This window comes from Rhodohalobacter sulfatireducens (assembly GCF_022012475.1).
Taxonomy (GTDB): domain Bacteria; phylum Bacteroidota; class Rhodothermia; order Balneolales; family Balneolaceae; genus Rhodohalobacter; species Rhodohalobacter sulfatireducens.
This window is the reverse complement of record NZ_JAKLWS010000010.1, coordinates 95,993-113,514: the sequence shown is the minus strand read 5'-3', so window position 1 is coordinate 113,514 and position 17,522 is coordinate 95,993. Positions and strand designations below refer to the sequence as shown.

The window sequence follows — 17,522 nt, the reverse complement described above, 5'->3', positions numbered from 1 at the left end:
TCGTGCTCCGGAAATTAAAGGGCACAAGCATGATGCTTGCGCAATCCCGTTTTCCATTTAGATTTTATACTATCTACCACCTACTATCTGCTAACAACTAAAAGAACATGTTCAAAGAAGACACTCTCAAAGGAAATACGATACTTATTACAGGCGGCGGAAGCGGACTCGGTCTCTCTATGGGAAAGAAGTTCGCTGAATTAGGATCAGATATTGCGATTTGCGGCCGGACGGAAAAGAAGCTTCAAAATGCTGTTGAGGAGTTATCAGAATTCGGAACGGAGGTTCAATACTATGTAACGGATGTTCGGGACTATGAAGCTGTAGGAAAGATGTTTGAAGAGATTATCAATGAATTTAAAGGGATTACTGGCTTGGTAAATAATGCCGCCGGGAATTTTCTCAGTGCTTCAGAAGATTTGACGCCGAACGGCTTCAAAACAGTGGTCGATATTGTTCTTCACGGGAGTTTCAACTGTACACACCACTTCGGGAATTATTTAATTGACAATAAGAAAGAAGGGAATATCCTGAACATAGTTACGACTTATGCAGAGGATGCCGGATCTGCATTTGTTTTACCGTCTGCATGCGGAAAAGCCGGGGTTTTAGCAATGACCCGGTCACTCGCTTTTGAATGGGCTGAATACAACATCAGAGTGAATGCCATTGCTCCGGGGCCGTTTCCGACTGAAGGAGCGTGGACACGACTCTTTCCGACAAAAAAAGTAGAGAAAAAATATTTGGAGAAAATACCTGCCGGTCGTTATGGGAACCATGAAGAGCTTGCCAATCTTGCCGCTTTTTTGATGAGCGATATGGCTCCATATATAACAGGAGAAACGGTTACTATCGATGGCGGCGAAAAACTCTCAGGAGGGCAATTTAATTTTGTGGATTCGATGATGAGCAGAGGTAAACTCAAAGCCATTTTCAAAATGATGAAGAAGATGAGTTAAGATCCGAGAACCTGCGAGAGTCCTCCCGAAGCGTCGGGATCGCAGAGTTCGATGCACACAGTCCTAGCGCGATTCTTGAAGGATTCTTCGAAAAGCGCGAAGAAAATCTTCAAGGTCGCTCGGTCAATCCTTCTCCATCAATGACTTAATCTGATCTAATGCATTTGCTGTTCGGAGAGCCTGGTAGGGAGAAAAAACTGTTTCCTGCTCCAGTTGAATCGACTTGATGAACTGCATAATTGACCATTCAGCTGTATCTGAGGGATCAAATTTCTTTTCCTGGATGGTTAATCTGTCACCGTTATTCCCCCTGTACAATTTTACTTTTTGTTTTGTCACATCGCAATTTGCCATCAAAGTACGATTGGAAAAGATTCTTTGATGAATTTCACTCTCTGCGGTTGCCAAAAACTGCATGGAGGCCAGTGATGCATTTTCAAATCTCAGAGTAATAGTCAATCCCAGATAGTTAGAATCAACAATGACAGGTTTTACTTCATACCGGTGAATATTTCCTCCCATCCATTTAATGATGAGTGCAAGTTCATCCACCCAATTGTGATGAAAATCATCCGGGCTCAAAACCCGATTGTTCAAAGGAACAGATTCCTTTTTGATCTGGATAAGCTCAGGCTTGGGGATCTCCTTATGAATCCAATTCATAGATTCAGACATGGACGGCCAGTGAGAAAATTGAACGTTTACATGTGCCTCTTCAGAGACGTGATACAATTTTTCAAGGAGTGCTTTATCGGTAGGAAGTTTGGATATCAGGTAGGTATGATTACCTGCTTTTACTGAGTTAAGAAGTCGATGTAAATTGTCTTTAGTATCGTCAATCAGTAACACAGCATCCAATCCTGCACTGTCGGACAGGGATGTGGTTATAGTCACCTCTTTGACAGTCGTTAACTTACGCAGATGCTTTTCCCACGCAGTTGCACGCTCACGCTCACCCACAATGGCAATTTTCATAGGCTGAAATTGTTAAATGCCGTTTCAGGGAAAATGGAGAGGAGCAACCATTATTCCAAATTGTAAATAGAAAATTATTCGGGCATGATGAGTGCAAGAATAAAATAAATAAGTACCATCGCACCGAATGATGAGAACATTAGAATAAGAAAGATGATACGTATGATGGTAGGATCCCAACCGAGATATTCACCGAATCCGCCGCAGACACCGGCGATCATCTTGTCTGTTCGTGATTTTCTGAGCTTAGCTGGCATGAGCAAATTCCTTCGAAGTTTTAAATGCATTTCTTGTACGTACGGCAACATAACTTCAAAGTTTCAAAAAGAACAATAGATTTTCGTGAGACAGGAGAAGTGTCATCCTGAACTTGATTCAGGATCTCCGAACTTTCTGATCTTCTGGAGATTCTGAAATAAATTCAGAATGAAGTAAACAAAAAAAGGCGAAATCCACTTTCGTGAATTCCGCCGGATTCCGTAAAGCTATGGCTCAGCTTTCGGTTGTAATGTAAACTATATTATTGGTCTGTATCCTGAGATAATTTAAACTGAATAGGGATTGAATATTGAACCCGTATGGGTTTTCCGTCTTGATAACCAGGTTCAAATATAGCTTCTCTCACTACTCTCAGCGCTTCTTCATCAGCACCACCGCCAATACCACGGATAACTGTAGCATCTTCTACATTTCCATTTTCGTTTACTACAAATTGGATATAAACCGTTCCTTCAATACCCGCTTCTTTTGCCATTTCCGGGTATCTGATATTCCTCATCACCTGTTCAAGACCACCTTTAAGCTTAGGCATTTCATCCGCTGTAGTGTGAACTTTACCAGATTTTGAAGAGATGTTTTCAGAATCGGTTCCTAATCTGAAAAAAACAGGAATAGCATATTGTACTCGAACAGGATTACCATCTTGCATACCTGGTGTAAACTTAGCTTCATTTACAACTCTCAGAGCCTCTTCATCTGCACCGCTACCAATCCCTCGTATGACTTCTGCGTTTTCAACATCGCCATTTTTATTCACAATGAAGCGAATGTAAACCCGACCCTGAACACCAGCTTTTTTTGCTAATTCAGGATAAGATATTTTGTCTTGAAGGCTTTCCAACCCACCAATAAGTTCAGGCATCTGTTCAACAACTTCATAATAATCTCCTTCTTGAGATTCAGCTTGAATAGATGCAGATGATGGTTCCTCTCCCTGAGTCTGCATATCCGTACAAGACATGGCAATGGCCGTGCAAAGAATGATGAATGCAAATATGGCTGCGCTCGACCGCTTTGGAATCGGTCGATTAGTTGATTGTTGGGTAATCATTTGTATCCTCTTTTTTAGGTTGGATGATTCCTGAGCCATATTTACAGAAAGTTCTTTGTTGATATTCGGCATCGGCAATAGTTCCAGCAGGAGGGTGGCATATTTCTTTCTCGAAATGGATGGGTTGGAAAGCACTATACTGTCGCACCGAATTTCGCGATAATCAATAAGTTCCCGTTTTAAAACATGCACCAAGGGATGGAACCAAAAAACTATTTGAGTCAGAACTATAGCGATGTTTGATAGAAAATCTTTTTGGATGATATGGGTGAGTTCATGTTGTAGAACCAAGTTTAACTTTTCTGAATCTTTTTTGATCGAGTCCGGCAGTACTATCACCGGCTTACGCACGCCGAATGTGACAGGTATTACTTCTTTATCAAGAAATGTAATTTGAACGGTTCTATTCGTTGTCTGAATCAGACTATGAGTTTCATTATCCAGTCCCGAAACTTTTAGGATGGGAGAAAACTCACAATTTGTCTGGAGCTGACGAAGCTGAAACCACTGTAAAGAATTCCGGATTACAAAAAGAATAAGCCCGATCAACAAAAATAGAAATGATACCGCATATAATATTTCCAGTGTGGATACTGCGTTGGCGCTCGCCGCTGTTACAGTCAATTGAAATGGCGCTGATACAGAAATTAATGTAAGTCCTGACGTAGATGTGGATGTAAAAAATAGCCCACTAGCGAATTCTATGAAACCGAGAGTTACAAAACCAAGCGGCAATGCAAACAAAAGTGCAAGACGGCCGTGATATTGATATTGTGAATGAATTGCCGGAGCAAATCGAAGTACCACCCAAACAATAGTGCTAAAGATCGTCCAAATTAAAAGCGGAAGCCATGAAAATTGTACGATTTGTTCACCAATAAATGCGATCTCTTGAATAAAAGTCTCCATTTTTAATCCTCAAGTTTGTCAATCAAATTTTTGATTTCTCTCCTCTCTTCTTCGGATAAATTCTCATTTTTTACCAGCGTTTGTACAAGATCTGTCGGTGATCCCTTGAATACTTTATCTACCAATCGGTCAATAAGACTGTAGCGAACCTGGTCGGGATTAACGGCTGCACTATAGATGTAACTCAACCCGTCTTTTCTGTATTTTAAATAATCTTTGTCGGCAAGATTTTTCATAATAGTCATCACCGTGGTGTAAGCAACCTTACGATATTTCAGGATTCTTTCCCGCACATCCGCGACGGATGCTTCGCCTAAATCCCAAACAATATTCAGGATTTCCATTTCAGTTTCGCCAAGTGGATCAAGTGGTTTTCTCATAGTCATTCATTCTATTATTTGATTAGTACTAATAAAATAGTATTTAAGATTAAAGTCAAATTATGAGTTCTTAAAACATGGTATTTTTTAGAATTGAGTAGAAGTTGTGAGTGAGACAATGACTTTTATATAGATGCTTACATATTAAATGGCTCGAAAAATACCATGTTTCTCATCGGTGCTAAAAAATACAATATTTAGTCTTTGATTAAATTCTTCTCTATAAACTCAAACAAAGCATCAGATTCATCAAAGAAAAGTATCTTTTTATTGGTGAGCGATTGAAAAAAATCAAGTTGAGACTTTCCAACTTTTGTGAATAGGGTAGGTTTTCCATGTTTCATGGCTAGTGCTGCCTCCGATGAGGTGCCCAAACCCATTCCGCAAACAATCACTATATCTGATGATAAAATATTAATATAATTCCTGGCACTACCGACACCAGTCACAATTGGAATCGATACAAAATCTGACATGCCTCGATGTGAATCACCCGGCAGAATTCCAATCACTTCACCGCCGGCTTCGGAAGCTCCTTTGGATGCGGCATCCATCACACCTGCTTTTCGTCCGCCCGTGAGTAACACCCACTTTCTACTCGCGATTTGCATTCCGATTTCTTCAGCGTGTTTCAATATTTCTGAATCTTTGGGATTTCCGGGTCCCATCACTCCGATAATTGGTTTATATTTTCAATCATGCTGGAACGTGTTTTGTTTGATTTGTATTAAGATGCTAAAAAGAAAGAAAAAATGTCCAGACCTTACTTAAAACAGATTGATCAGACGATTCATAAACCGAATCTGAATTCTTTTGATAAAGCTATTTTTATTCTCCACGATCAATTGAATTTGGAAGCCTGGCCGGATTGGATCAAGAAAGAAAAACCTCTGCTGATTTTCATAGAGAGTAAGGAAAAAGGGGAGAGCCTGCCGTATCACAAACAAAAATTGACATATGTCTTGAGCAGTATGAGGCACTTTGCCATAGAATGTACCGAATCCGGTTTTAATGTTCTCTATCACTCCACAGAAGGTCACTACGATGATGGGTTGAGTGCAATCCTCGATGGATTTGATGGACAATTGACATTTATGACTCCATCAGAGTGGGAAACAAGAGAACGGCTTCGATCAGTCAAATCAAATTTTGAGAATCAGGTACAGGAGATCCCCAACTCCTTTTTCCTGGCAGATGTTGATCAATGGAAAGATAAGATCGGACCGAATTACCGGATGGAATATTTTTACCGCGAAATCAGGAAACAAACCGGTTACCTGATGGACGGCGATGACCCGGAAGGTGGAGAGTGGAATTATGATGAGGATAATCGAGAGTCGCTTCCGAAGAATCATCCGTTACCTGAATTCCCTCTGTTTGAGCCGGATGAAATCACCAAAGAAGTGATGCAATTGATAGATGAAACGTTTACTGATCATTTCGGTGAGTTGAATAGATTTGAATATGCTGTAACTCGTGATCAGGCATGCACTTTACTGGATGATTTTATCGAAAATCGTTTGGATAAATTTGGCCCTTATGAAGATGCATTGAAAACCGGGAACCATAAACTGTTTCATTCTCAGTTATCACTTTACCTCAACAACGGCTTGTTATTGCCTGCTGAGGTTTGTGAGAGAGCACTTGAAGCCTATCATAAGGGTAATGCAAGGTTAAACTCCGTGGAAGGGTTTATTCGACAGATTATCGGCTGGCGGGAGTTTATTCGGATCTATTATGAAGCGATGATGCCTGATGTTCGCGATGCCAATCATTTTGGATTTACAAACAAACTACCTTCAATGTTTTGGACCGGCAAAACCAAATTAAAGTGCATGGAAGAAAGTGTGAAGCCGGTCATTGAGGAGGGATATTCGCATCACATTCAGCGGTTAATGATCCTGAGTAACTTCAGTAATCTGACTGAGACGGATCCGCGCGAGCTGAACAGATGGTTTTGGTTTGCCTATATAGATGCATATGAATGGGTAGAGTTACCGAATGTACTGGGTATGAGTACGTTTGCGGACGGTGGAGTTTTAGCTTCGAAACCGTATGTTTCGAGCGGGAATTATATCAATAAAATGAGTGATTACTGCAAACATTGTGAATACAGTGTCACGAAAAAAACCGGGGAGAATGCTTGTCCCTTTAACTACCTATACTGGAATTTTGTAGATAAACAACGAGATACATTTAATGACAGCGGTCGCGTTAATTTTATGGTAAATATGTTTGACAACCGAAAATCAGACCAGGAAAAAGAGGCGATCAGGGAATCAACCGAACGATTTTTAGCAGATCTGGATAGAGAGTCTTGATTTATTACTGAAAAGTCAGATCGGGGCTTTAAAACAGCTCATAAATTGTTAACTTCGCAAAGCAGAAAAAAACGAATAAACATGAGTGAATCGATACGCGAAGTTACTTTAAGGACCAAGGGCATTTTGCCTGTTCAGAAATTAAAAATCCTCGTTAATGCAGGTATCATCTCCGGAGTAGATGGATTTCCTATTGAGGAGAATCAGTTTCAACCCAACTCCATTGATCTGAGATTAGGAACGAAAGCCCACCGTGTGCGAAGCAGTTTTTTGCCGGAAAATGAAACGGTGGATCAGAAGATCAAAAAGCTGCACCAGTATTCATTTTCAATTGAGGATGGTGCTGTTCTGGAACCGAATTGTGTGTACATCATCCCCCTGTTGGAGGAAGTTCGCTTGCCACATTCGCACTACTCTATGCAAAAGAATCTTTTTAACGGTAATGGAGCTGATGAACTGCGTCTTTACTCGGAAGAGAATTTAACTGCCAAAGCAAATCCCAAAAGTACGACCGGCCGTTTAGATATCTTTACACGCGTGATTACAGATCGGTCCCACCGTTTTGAAGAGATTGAACCGGGGTATCACGGAAAGTTATATCTGGAAGTTGTTCCAAAATCTTTTCCGATCAAAGTGAGAACAGGGCACAGGCTCAATCAACTGCGGGTTCGCCACGGACATACGGTTCTCAGCGACCAGGATATACTGCGAATTCACGGGAGTGATACCCTTCTGTTTGATGGTGACGGAGATCCTCTTCCGCTGTCGGCAATCAAGGTGAATAATGGCCTTTTTATGAGTGTAAATCTTCGGGCTGATGAGGATGATATCCTTGGCTACAAGGCCAAAAAGCATCGAGACCTGATTGACCTGGATAACATCAATCACTACGAAATTGCAGATTTCTGGGAGCCGATACTGGCACGGGATGATGAACATCTGATTTTGGAGCCGGAAGCATTTTACATTTTCGCTTCCAGGGAGAGATGTCGAATTCCCAAACACCTGGCTGCTGAAATGATAGCATATGACACCGGTTCTGGCGAGTTGCGAACACATTACGCCGGTTTTTTTGACAGTGGTTTTGGCGGATCCGTCAGTGATAAAGGGGCGCGAGCAGTTTTGGAAGTTCGCTCACACGATGTGCCCTTTCTGATTGAACATGGTCAGACGTTCTGCAGCATGAAGTTTGAACCCAATACTGAGATCCCTGAATATATTTACGGAACCGATATCAAAAGTAATTACCAGGGGCAGGGATTAAAACTCGGTAAGCATTTCAAACAAAAATAAGGATGAAGGTTGATCGATGTATTTGTCACAACATTAGTTTTTCTCAAATTAAGAAAATTGTCGAGGCTCGTAAATTCTCATCGATTGATGAACTTCGAGCGGAAAATATTTGCAGCACCAACTGCAAGTTATGTGATCCTTACATACGTGAGATGCTTAAAACCGGAGAGACAGTTTTTCAGTCAAAAAGATTCAAATAAGAGGATGAGATGAATCTTTTTTATGTAAAACCGGGTGATGTACAGGGGAAAAGTATTGTAATTGATGGCCAGGAGGCGATACACATCTCAAAAGTTCTCAGGTACTCTGAAGGCGATCAGGTAATCGTTACGGATGGATTAGGGAATGAATATGATTGTAAAATTATCAATGTAAAAAAGAAAAGTGTATACCTGGAGATTGTAAACTCTGAGAGACATACTGAAACAAACCCGAAAATCACGCTATGCATGGGAATCATAAAAAAGAGAGATCGATTAGAGTTTGCGGTGGAAAAAGCAGTGGAGTTGGGTGTATCGAAAATCGTACTGTTTGAAGGTGAACACAGCCAAAAGGGAAGAGTGAGGGAAGATCGATTGGAAAGCACAGTTGTTTCTGCAATGAAACAGTCACTGAGATTTTTCTTGCCCGAGGTGTTCGTTGAGAAAAATATATCCGATGCAGTTTCAAAACACGCAGAAAATACTAAGTTTATTCTCGCGGATGAAACGGTAGCGAAATCTGACCGGGATAAAAAGGGTCAACCCAGTGAACTCTTTTTGATGGTAGGACCAGAGGGAGGCTTTTCTTCAAGTGAGAGAGAGTATTTAAAGAATTTTAATCCTACGTTTTACTCTCTTGGAGGCCATCGTCTTAGAGCTGAAACTGCCGCTATTGTGATGGTAGATCGATTTGTCCGCCTGCAATAAAAAAGGCCCGAAAAATCGAGCCTTTCTAGTTCAATCAAGTTAGCGGAAAAATCTAATTCTGATTGAGGTTGGAGCTTGTACTGCCGGTTGTAATCTGAACTAAGGTTTCGAGGTTTTCGGCAGCATCCCAAAGGGTCATTGCTTCTCTTAACTCGGCATTGAAATGATCGTTAATAACCGGGTAAAAGTTTTCCATTCCCCATACTTGTCTTGCCAGTTCAGCTTTCATGCGTGCAAGTGCGTTTGGTTTCAGTTCGTTAAACTCATCAACTGAAATTTGAAGTGTATCTCCTTCAACAGAAATCTCTTCAGATTCTGCAGTGAGAACCATGCCTTCATCCTTCATCATCTGTAGAAAATCGTCTTCTGCTTGCTCATTCCAGGTGAAGTTTTCTCTGAAGCCATCATAATTGTCTTCCCATTTAGCGCGGAAGTCATCACCATTTTTATCGAGGTAGTCTCGCACGAAATTAAAATCAACCCGGTTACTTAGCATAAAGCCATAAAGATAGGATACACTGTCACTCTGAACGATGATATCGGGAACAATTCCTCCACCACCAAATATATCTCGTCCATTTTTAGTTTTGTAGTGCAGTGAATCCGGTACCTGCTCTTTAAATTGAACGGCATCCATTGTTGGGTTTTCAGCACGGTGGCTTATTTCATAAACATATTCTTCAGCACCATTATCAAATGGTTTTTGAATCAACCGGCCGGAGGGAGTGTAGTATCGTGAGATCGTTACACGAATATTACTATTATCCACCAATTCATACTGTTGCTGAACTAAGCCTTTTCCAAAGGTACGCTGTCCTACAATTAAACCGCGGTCCTGGTCTTGAATGGCACCGCTTACAATCTCACTTGCAGAGGCAGAACCCTCGTTCACCAGGGCAATGACCGGCATATCTTTCAGAACTCCATTTCGGCGTGAATAAACCTCAGAGTTAAATCGACTATGCCTGCTCTTTGTAGAAACAAGTTTCGTGCCTCTGGGGAAAAACTCTTCCGATATGGCAATCGCCTGGCTCAGGTAACCGCCCGGGTTGTTACGGAGATCTAGCACAATCCGTTGCATACCTTTATCCTTAAGTTCCTCCACAGATTCGATAAACTCGTCGTGTGTAGTTGCCGCAAATCGGTTTATTTTTACATATCCGGTTTTGTCATCCAGCATATATTCTGTGTCGATCGTCGTAAGTGGAATGTCATCACGTACAATCGTAAAGTCCATATTTTTTGGATTTCCGGGTCGATGAATAGTTACATCTACCTCTGTTCCTTTTTCACCCCGAAGTCGATTTACAACTTGCTGGTTGTTGTAACCAACGGCACTTGTATCATCAATAGCAACAATACGGTCTCCGGACATTATGCCTAACTGATCACTCGGTCCGCCCGAGATTGGAGTCACAACCGTAATTGTGTCTTGAATAATGTTGAATTGGATTCCTATTCCCTGGAATTTGCCTTCAAACTGTTCCTGTATCTGTTCACTCTCCTCTGGTTCAATATAAACCGAGTGTGGATCCAGAGTCCCAAGCATTCCTCTTATAGAAGCTTCAACAAGCGAAGACATATTTTCATCGGGATGATTATTTGCAACATATAAGTAAGCTTCCTCAAAATGATTGTAGGAATCTCTCAGGTTCCCAATATCCGTTGTAGCCGTAGTGTCAAGAGGTGTTCCCGCAATACTGAGTGTGGTATCTTGAATAGCTTTTACCATTCCTACCAAGCTGCTTTGGTATAGCTTATTAAGATCTGTTTCACCAAAATAGTTATCGACTACCCGCCTCTGAACCTGTAAATATTTGTGGAGGTTGTCCTGGTGAGAATCATTTTTAACGATAACACTGTCGACACCTGCCAACCAAACTGCTGAAAGAATGAGCAAGACGGCAAGTTGCGGGGCGATAAATTTTTTCACGGACATAAAAGCTTAAGTTAATGTTACTGCTTCAACGGAAAACCGGTTCCAAAGATTATACTAATTGGGATTTCTAATTGCCATTTCTATTTATTATTAACACAAGAATTGAGAAAACGTTTCTTAAAAGTGTAAAAATTCGTTTTGGTTACAATATATAATGACTGAGATCTTTGTTTTTCACTAATCCGTCTAACTGTTTGTGTACATATGATTCATCAATTGTGATCTCACCGCTGCCTATATCATCAGGCACGGCAAAAAGAAGCTCTTCAAGCAACGAAGATAAAATGGTGTGTAGTCTGCGGGCACCAATATTTTCAACTTGCTGGTTGACCTCGGCTGCAATTTTCGCAATTTGGCGAACGGCTCCTTTTGTAAAGTCAACGGTTACTCCTTCAGATTTCAACATTGCCTGGTACTGCTTTGTAAGAGCATTTTTGGGTTGAGTAAGAATATTAAAGAAATCCTCTTCTGTGAGGGAGTTCAGTTCAACCCGAATCGGAAATCTACCCTGCAGTTCGGGAATTAAGTCAGACGGTTTTGATACGTGAAATGCTCCCGAACCGATAAACAGTATATGGTCGGTTTTTACAATTCCATGTTTTGTGTTCACGGTACTTCCTTCTACAATAGGGAGGAGGTCTCTTTGAACACCCTGCCGGCTCACATCAGCTGAGCCTCCGCCACCTTTACCACCAGAGGAGGAATCACTGGCTACTTTGTCAATCTCATCAATAAAAACAATTCCCTGGTTGTGAACACGTTCAATCGCTTCCTGAACAGCTGCTTCATGATCCACCAGTTTTTCAGATTCCTGGTCAATTAATACCTCTCGTGCTTCATGGATAGGCAGAGTTCGCTTCGTTTTCTTGCCGCCGCCTCGAAGGTTTCCAAGCATATCCTGTAGATTCACGCCCATCTCTTCCATTCCCTGGGGGCCAAAAACCTGCATCATTGGGGTTTTACTGGACTGAACTTCAATCTCAATATTTCGATCCTCAAGTTCCCCATTTTTCAATTTCTCGCGAAAACGCTCGCGGGTTCGCTCATTGAGTTCTGCATTGGAGGCTTCGTCTGCATTAAACCCTACTTCCTTTTGGTTTGATGAGGAGTTGGATCTGCTTTTTGCTTTAACAGGAGGGATGAGGATGTCAAGTATCTTCTCCTCTACAATTTCTGCAGCTTTTTCTTTCACGCGTTCCTGCATCTCTTCCTTTACCATGTTCACGGCAAGGTCTGTCAGGTCGCGAATCATCGATTCTACATCTCTACCGACATAACCCACTTCGGTAAATTTAGACGCTTCCACTTTAATGAAAGGCGCTCCTGCAAGTTTGGCAAGCCGGCGTGCAATTTCTGTTTTACCAACACCGGTCGGACCGATCATTAAAATATTGTTTGGGATTATTTCATCCCGAATTTCTGGATCTGCTTTGAGTCGTCGCCAGCGGTTTCTAAGTGCAATTGAAACAGACCGCTTGGCTTCTTTTTGCCCGATAACATACTTATCAAGCTCCTCGACAATTTGTCGGGGTGTTAAATTTTGTTGTTGTGTAATATTCATGAACTACTCGTCTTCGATTTCTAAAATAGTCAAATTATTATTCGTGTAGATGCATATATCAGCCGCTATGTGTAACGACTTTTCAACGATCTCTTTTGCAGATAATTCTGGTGCATTTTCTTTCAGGGCCCTGGCGGCTGCCAATGCGTATGATCCGCCGCTCCCAATCGCAAGTATCTGATCGTCTGGCTCTATAACATCACCCTGACCTGATATTAGGAGGGATTGTTCTTCATCCATAACAACCAATAATGCTTCCAGTTTCTGCAAAAATTTATCTTTCCGCCACTCTTTGGCCAGTTCTACAGCGGCACGTTGCAGGTGACCGTTGTAGCTGTTTAGTTTTTCCTCAAACTTTTCAAAGAGTGTAAATGCATCTGCCGTGGATCCTGCAAACCCAGCAAGGATCTTGCCATTTTGCAGTTTCCTGACTTTTTTTACCGTTGCTTTCATTACGGTTTTATCGAGGGTAGCCTGGCCGTCGCCGCCAATAGCAACGCGTCCGTTGTGTATCACTCCAACAACTGTTGTTGCATGGAGATCTTTTAAATGATTCATTATAAAAGGGTACTAGTAATTTGAATTTCTTTTTTACCCGTAACTTTGTCTTTTAGGTCGGGGAGGCAAGTTAGAGCGTTTATTTGATCCGTTGTTACTTCCGTTTCCGTTACGGTCGTCTTTAGAGTAATAGTCGAGAGTATTTTGCTCTTCACTCTCAACTTCCTGCATCTGTTGATGGTGTGCTTCAATAATATCGTCAAGGGATTGATCCTGTAAAACTACGTCTGTGATTTCCAGGTCTGAACCGGCAAGTGTTGATTTGAATTCATTAAGCGATATCGTTTCATCCGCAATGAAACTGATTTTAAGTTTGTACCTGAGCATCCATCTCCACCGCTGGCTGAAAACTCCTTTACAAAGGAATGATCGCAGGTAAGGATTGACGTAGATATCAACGGCTCGATACTCCGTACTGTACTTAAATTTGCTGATCCAGCTTTCAATATCTGTAACAATAGTATCCTGGCTCACAACACTACCAGTTCCGCCACACATAGGGCAAACTTTGGAAACTGAGTTTACCACACTTGGGCGAATTCTCTGCCGTGTGATCTGGACCAACCCGAAATCACTCATGCCAATCACATTGGTTTTGGCCTGGTCTTTTTTGAACTCTTTTTTGAGCTCATCATAAATTTTCTTTCGGTTTTTGTTATCGCGGAGATCAATAAAATCAACCACAATAATTCCACCAATATCCCTCAGGCGCAACTGTTTGGCAACTTCGCGTGCAGCCTCAAGATTCGTTTTTAGTGAGTTGTCTTCCTGTTTTTCTTTTGCAGCGTATGGGCCGGAGTTCACGTCCACCACATACATCGCTTCGGTTTGTTCAAAAATCAGGTAACCACCGGATGGCATACGTACACGGGGAGAGAAAATAGAATTTACATCGTGTCCAATATTTGTATGATCAAAGATGTGATCTTTACCTTTATAAAGTTGAACGGCAGGTAACTTCTTCGGGGCGATTTGTGAAACATAGCTTTTTACCGACTTATAAAGCTGGTAGTCGTCTATAAGAACCCGCTCGTAATCTTTCGCAAAAAGATCGCGGATTAAACTCTCTGTAATGTCAAGATCTTTGTATAGAAGCGTTGGTGGTTTGGCATCTTCTAGCTTATTGAGAATACGCTCCCATTTCTTCAGAATGTTGCGCATATCGTCTTCAATAGCTTCCTTATCCTGTTTTTGAGCAACTGTTCTTACAATCACTCCAAACCCTTCTGGAAGCATAGAACCAACAATGCTTTTCAGCCGTCGCCGCTCTCTTCCGTTGTTAATTTTTTTAGAAAGTGCAATATACTCTCCCATCGGAATGAGAACCAAAAAACGTCCTGCTATTGTAATATCTGTGGATACCCTTGGGCCTTTTGTGCCGATCGGTTCCTTAACAATTTGTACGAGCAAGTTTTGGTTGTTTTTCAAAAGCTTGCCGGCCAGGATCTGCTTGTCGTTGTTGGAGAGTTTGTTGAAGTTCTTTAATTCTTTTTTGGCCGAATTGGAGATGCTATTTTCACCATTAAGCATCATGATATATTGGCCAAGGTGATCCCCTGCATCGGAAAAGTGAAGGAAAGCGTCTTTTTCCATGCCTACATCAATAAATGCAGCACGGATACCACTCATCACTTTATGAACTCTGGCGATATAAATATCGCCTACGGTACGTTGATTCTCTTCAGACTCTATGAATAACTGAGCAAGTTCTCCGTTTTCTAACAGGGCCACCCGGGTCTGTTTGCCCGAGGAATGGATTATAATTTGATTCTTCATGTAAGAAATGGAATTTCATCAGCAACTCGCCAAGCTTCTCTGTCACAACTAATAGGAGCGCTTCCATCCTGTGAGAGAAATAAAATATCATATAGTAATAATCATTCATTACAGCAGTGCGAGCTGCTACAGTGTTATAATTCTTGTTATCTAATGAATTGGCAGTGTGAACGCCTTGATTATTGGAAATATCAGCAGTTTCTGTTGAGCGAAAGATCGCCCTCAGAGTACAAAAGAAAGGGTTTAAAAAAAGGTATAAGTGTTTGATAATGCTTCGCTTAGTAATCATAAATGCTTGTATCCACACAGTATTCACAGCTATTCTAATATAGTGTAAAGTTACGGAATTATTAAATATTGAATGAATTAAAAATGGCAAGCCGTAATCAAATCATGGAAGAGATTGAAAAATAGAAGATCAGTTCTCTACGTGAGTTGAGATTTTATCCGCTAATTGCAGATCTGCACCGTAATTGGAGTGTAACTTTAATCAAACGAACATCTTAATTTAATGCACCTTATTGTTCGGTTCTCTTGATCGATGCCCCTACATTATTCAATTTGTTTTCAAGCTGTTCATATCCTCTGTCCAGGTGGTAGACTCTCAATATTTCCGATTCACCTTCTGCAACCATGGCAGCCAGAACCAGGCTTACACTGGCTCGCAAATCTGTACTCATAACAGATGTGCCTGTTAACTTCGTAGGTCCGTTGATGGTAACTTTATTTTTGTCGACTGAAAGGTCGGCCCCAAGCCGTTTCAATTCAGGAACATAGCTAAAGCGGTCGAAATAGATAGTGTCGGTTACAGTACTTGTGCCTTGGGCTTGGGTCATGAGTGTTGCCCATTGCGCTTGAAGGTCTGTTGGAAAGCCGGGGTAGATTTTTGTTTTGATAGATATCGGGTTGATCCCGCCATTGGTTTGCACACGGATATCTGATCCAGATATATCGAAATGAACACCGAGTTTTTTGAAGTGATGAGGGAATCTGCCCAAATCTTCAGGTTTGCAACCGGTGAGAGTGATATCTGAGTTTGGATGCATGGCAGCGGCAATCATATAGGTACCGGTTTCGATTCTGTCCGGGTCATTTGAAAATTCAATCCCTTCCAGTTTATCCACCTTTTGTATAATGAGGGTACTTGTACCAATCCCTTCAATATCGGCGCCCATTTTTTTGAGCATTTTGCAAAGCAGAACAACATCAGGTTCTTTAGCAGCATTTTTAATTGTGAATTTTTTAGCTCTCAGAACCGCGCCAAGTATCAAGTTGATGGTAGCGCCTACGCTGCTGGGTTCAAGAGTAAATTCGCCGCCCTCGACTGAGTTATTTTCAATAGATGCATGAACATACCCCTGGTGCAGTTCTATATTTATTCCCATTGCTTCAAAACCCTTCAGGTGCAGGTCAACCGGTCGAGGTCCCCAGGCACAACCGCCGGGCAGGGAAACTTTAGCTTCCCCTGCTCGTCCGATCAGGGCACCCAGCATATAAAAAGAAGCCCGCATTTTTCGAACTAATTCGTACGGTGCTTCGAAATGAGCCAGGTTTTCCGGGTTTATATGCAGCTTATTCTCCTGCTCATCGAAAATTACCTGCGTACCCGTAACTCTAATCACATTGTTAAATGTGTAGATATCTTCCAGGCGGGGAACAAGATCTATTGATGATGGAGAATTGCCTAATAAAGAAGCGGCCATCAGGGGTAAGGCCGCATTCTTTGATCCACTTATGGGTATACTTCCTTTGAGAGGTGTGGGTCCTTCAATAATAAATTTATCCACTGGGTTCTATGTCTATAAGTAGTTGATTTTTTTCTACGTTATCTCCCTGTTGTATGTGCAATTTTGATACTACACCGTTGGATGGAGATTTCAATTCGTTCTCCATCTTCATCGCTTCGAGTATAAGTACCGGTTGGCCCTCTTCTACATCATCACCGTCTTTGATGAGTAGTTCTAATATTTTGCCCGGCATTGGAGCGTTCAAGCTCCCTGCAGATGCAGCTGCTCCTGCATGGAAGCCAAGCTTCTCTAACAAGAGCTCTTGCTCATCTTTCACCGTCGTTTCAAAATAGGTGCCGTTGATGGAGAACGATACATTCCGTTCGTTCACTTCAATGTTATCGATTTTATACAGTTTAGTTCCCGTTCGAAATAGTAATCGTCCGGATTTCTGAACAATTATTTCGATGGGTACATTTGTATCTTCAACAACAGCATCGGTCAGTTGATCATTAAGTTCAACTTCAAATACCTCTCCGTTAATTTCGCTCTCAAATTGCATGATTTTGAATATTTTTTAGTCCGCGTTTAGTTGCCTTAAATGAGAATTGATCGATATTATCGGAATCATAAAAAGGAGATACACTGGAAGAGGAGTATTTTTCATAGACTTCAATAAATCCATGATTGATCAGTTTAATCAGATCATCTCTGATGGTTCCAAAGCCTAAACCCGTTTCTTCTTGTATATGCTCGAATGGTTCCGGAAAGATCAACTCTCTAAGGATAGATTTTTCTGAACTGGTTAATTTCATTTTAGCCATACTTAAAAATAGATGCTCTGAGAACGAATGACAATCAAAATAAAAGAAATATTTATCTGATT

Annotated in this window: 17 protein-coding genes; 5 read left to right on the top strand and 12 right to left on the bottom strand. The window is 41.3% G+C overall.

All coding sequences use genetic code 11. The annotated features are described in order from the left end of the window. Positions 1-107: 107 nt before the first annotated feature. Positions 108-959 (top strand): SDR family oxidoreductase, encoded by an 852-nt coding sequence (locus tag L6773_RS09980; protein WP_237853935.1) that lies wholly within the window; start codon positions 108-110, stop codon positions 957-959. Positions 960-1,082: 123 nt separating this feature from the next. Here L6773_RS09980 and L6773_RS09975 read toward each other — a convergent pair whose 3' ends face one another. The 5 genes from L6773_RS09975 to L6773_RS09955 all read right to left on the bottom strand — a co-directional run bounded on the left by L6773_RS09975 (position 1,083) and on the right by L6773_RS09955 (position 5,224). Continuing rightward, on the bottom strand, positions 1,083-1,934 hold the full coding sequence (locus tag L6773_RS09975; protein ID WP_237853933.1) for a hypothetical protein: 852 nt from the start codon (positions 1,932-1,934) through the stop codon (positions 1,083-1,085). A gap of 74 nt (positions 1,935-2,008) precedes the next feature. Then, the gene (locus L6773_RS09970) at positions 2,009-2,191 is read right to left on the bottom strand and encodes a PspC domain-containing protein (protein ID WP_237853931.1); all 183 of its coding nucleotides are present in this window, start codon (positions 2,189-2,191) and stop codon (positions 2,009-2,011) included. 263 nt (positions 2,192-2,454) lie between these two features. Beyond that, a complete protein-coding gene (locus tag L6773_RS09965) occupies positions 2,455-4,173 on the bottom strand; it encodes a M56 family metallopeptidase (RefSeq protein WP_237853929.1) in 1,719 nt (572 codons plus the stop codon). 2 nt (positions 4,174-4,175) lie between these two features. After that, positions 4,176-4,553 carry a BlaI/MecI/CopY family transcriptional regulator gene (locus L6773_RS09960; RefSeq protein WP_237853927.1) on the bottom strand — a complete coding sequence of 126 codons (378 nt, stop codon included), beginning with the start codon at positions 4,551-4,553 and terminating at the stop codon, positions 4,176-4,178. A gap of 197 nt (positions 4,554-4,750) precedes the next feature. After that, the gene (locus L6773_RS09955; protein WP_369431559.1) at positions 4,751-5,224 is read right to left on the bottom strand and encodes an SLOG cluster 4 domain-containing protein; all 474 of its coding nucleotides are present in this window, start codon (positions 5,222-5,224) and stop codon (positions 4,751-4,753) included. 81 nt (positions 5,225-5,305) lie between these two features. Here L6773_RS09955 and L6773_RS09950 point away from each other — a divergent pair, with 81 nt between their 5' ends. The 4 genes from L6773_RS09950 (at position 5,306) to L6773_RS09935 (ending at position 9,075) form a co-directional block, all read left to right on the top strand. Then, entirely contained in the window at positions 5,306-6,874 is a 1,569-nt protein-coding gene (locus L6773_RS09950; protein ID WP_237853923.1) for a cryptochrome/photolyase family protein, read from the top strand. A gap of 81 nt (positions 6,875-6,955) precedes the next feature. Further along, positions 6,956-8,167 carry a 2'-deoxycytidine 5'-triphosphate deaminase gene (locus tag L6773_RS09945; RefSeq protein ID WP_237853921.1) on the top strand — a complete coding sequence of 404 codons (1,212 nt, stop codon included), beginning with the start codon at positions 6,956-6,958 and terminating at the stop codon, positions 8,165-8,167. A gap of 2 nt (positions 8,168-8,169) precedes the next feature. Continuing rightward, the gene (locus L6773_RS09940; RefSeq protein WP_237853920.1) at positions 8,170-8,367 is read left to right on the top strand and encodes a (2Fe-2S)-binding protein; all 198 of its coding nucleotides are present in this window, start codon (positions 8,170-8,172) and stop codon (positions 8,365-8,367) included. Between the two features lie 9 nt (positions 8,368-8,376). Then, positions 8,377-9,075 (top strand): RsmE family RNA methyltransferase, encoded by a 699-nt coding sequence (locus tag L6773_RS09935; RefSeq protein ID WP_237853910.1) that lies wholly within the window; start codon positions 8,377-8,379, stop codon positions 9,073-9,075. Between the two features lie 52 nt (positions 9,076-9,127). Here the strand turns inward: L6773_RS09935 and L6773_RS09930 are convergent, their stop codons facing one another. From L6773_RS09930 to L6773_RS09900, 7 genes are all read right to left on the bottom strand, one after another. Next, complete coding sequence (locus tag L6773_RS09930; protein WP_237853909.1) at positions 9,128-11,014, bottom strand: S41 family peptidase; 1,887 nt, start codon at positions 11,012-11,014, stop codon at positions 9,128-9,130. A 142-nt stretch (positions 11,015-11,156) separates the two neighbouring features. After that, positions 11,157-12,575 (bottom strand): ATP-dependent protease ATPase subunit HslU, encoded by a 1,419-nt coding sequence (hslU, locus tag L6773_RS09925; protein ID WP_237853907.1) that lies wholly within the window; start codon positions 12,573-12,575, stop codon positions 11,157-11,159. 3 nt (positions 12,576-12,578) lie between these two features. Next, positions 12,579-13,133 (bottom strand): ATP-dependent protease subunit HslV, encoded by a 555-nt coding sequence (hslV, locus tag L6773_RS09920; RefSeq protein WP_237853905.1) that lies wholly within the window; start codon positions 13,131-13,133, stop codon positions 12,579-12,581. A gap of 33 nt (positions 13,134-13,166) precedes the next feature. After that, positions 13,167-14,909 (bottom strand): Rne/Rng family ribonuclease, encoded by a 1,743-nt coding sequence (locus L6773_RS09915; protein ID WP_237853903.1) that lies wholly within the window; start codon positions 14,907-14,909, stop codon positions 13,167-13,169. A gap of 518 nt (positions 14,910-15,427) precedes the next feature. Further along, the gene (gene murA / locus L6773_RS09910) at positions 15,428-16,696 is read right to left on the bottom strand and encodes a UDP-N-acetylglucosamine 1-carboxyvinyltransferase (RefSeq protein WP_237853901.1); all 1,269 of its coding nucleotides are present in this window, start codon (positions 16,694-16,696) and stop codon (positions 15,428-15,430) included. After that, positions 16,689-17,198: an acyl-CoA carboxylase biotin carboxyl carrier protein subunit gene (locus L6773_RS09905; protein WP_237853893.1), complete on the bottom strand. Its 510-nt coding sequence runs from the start codon at positions 17,196-17,198 to the stop codon at positions 16,689-16,691. The genes murA and L6773_RS09905 overlap by 8 nt, the downstream gene beginning before the upstream one ends. Further along, the gene (locus L6773_RS09900; RefSeq protein WP_237853891.1) at positions 17,188-17,451 is read right to left on the bottom strand and encodes a hypothetical protein; all 264 of its coding nucleotides are present in this window, start codon (positions 17,449-17,451) and stop codon (positions 17,188-17,190) included. Before L6773_RS09900 ends, L6773_RS09905 begins: the two co-directional genes overlap by 11 nt. Positions 17,452-17,522 lie beyond the last annotated feature (71 nt).

Excerpts from the sequence above, each read along its gene's own strand:
- L6773_RS09975 (WP_237853933.1), bottom strand. The coding sequence starts at position 1,934 with ATGAAAATTGCCATTGTGGGTGAGCGTGAGCGTGCAACTGCGTGGGAA.
- L6773_RS09950 (WP_237853923.1), top strand. The coding sequence starts at position 5,306 with ATGTCCAGACCTTACTTAAAACAGATTGATCAGACGATTCATAAACCG.
- L6773_RS09935 (WP_237853910.1), top strand. The coding sequence starts at position 8,377 with ATGAATCTTTTTTATGTAAAACCGGGTGATGTACAGGGGAAAAGTATT.
- L6773_RS09915 (WP_237853903.1), bottom strand. The coding sequence starts at position 14,909 with ATGAAGAATCAAATTATAATCCATTCCTCGGGCAAACAGACCCGGGTG.
- hslU (WP_237853907.1), bottom strand. The coding sequence starts at position 12,575 with ATGAATATTACACAACAACAAAATTTAACACCCCGACAAATTGTCGAG.
- L6773_RS09970 (WP_237853931.1), bottom strand. The coding sequence starts at position 2,191 with ATGCCAGCTAAGCTCAGAAAATCACGAACAGACAAGATGATCGCCGGT.
- L6773_RS09905 (WP_237853893.1), bottom strand. The coding sequence starts at position 17,198 with ATGCAATTTGAGAGCGAAATTAACGGAGAGGTATTTGAAGTTGAACTT.
- L6773_RS09930 (WP_237853909.1), bottom strand. The coding sequence starts at position 11,014 with ATGTCCGTGAAAAAATTTATCGCCCCGCAACTTGCCGTCTTGCTCATT.
- L6773_RS09900 (WP_237853891.1), bottom strand. The coding sequence starts at position 17,451 with ATGAAATTAACCAGTTCAGAAAAATCTATCCTTAGAGAGTTGATCTTT.
- L6773_RS09940 (WP_237853920.1), top strand. The coding sequence starts at position 8,170 with ATGAAGGTTGATCGATGTATTTGTCACAACATTAGTTTTTCTCAAATT.
- L6773_RS09945 (WP_237853921.1), top strand. The coding sequence starts at position 6,956 with ATGAGTGAATCGATACGCGAAGTTACTTTAAGGACCAAGGGCATTTTG.
- L6773_RS09965 (WP_237853929.1), bottom strand. The coding sequence starts at position 4,173 with ATGGAGACTTTTATTCAAGAGATCGCATTTATTGGTGAACAAATCGTA.
- L6773_RS09960 (WP_237853927.1), bottom strand. The coding sequence starts at position 4,553 with ATGAGAAAACCACTTGATCCACTTGGCGAAACTGAAATGGAAATCCTG.
- L6773_RS09980 (WP_237853935.1), top strand. The coding sequence starts at position 108 with ATGTTCAAAGAAGACACTCTCAAAGGAAATACGATACTTATTACAGGC.
- hslV (WP_237853905.1), bottom strand. The coding sequence starts at position 13,133 with ATGAATCATTTAAAAGATCTCCATGCAACAACAGTTGTTGGAGTGATA.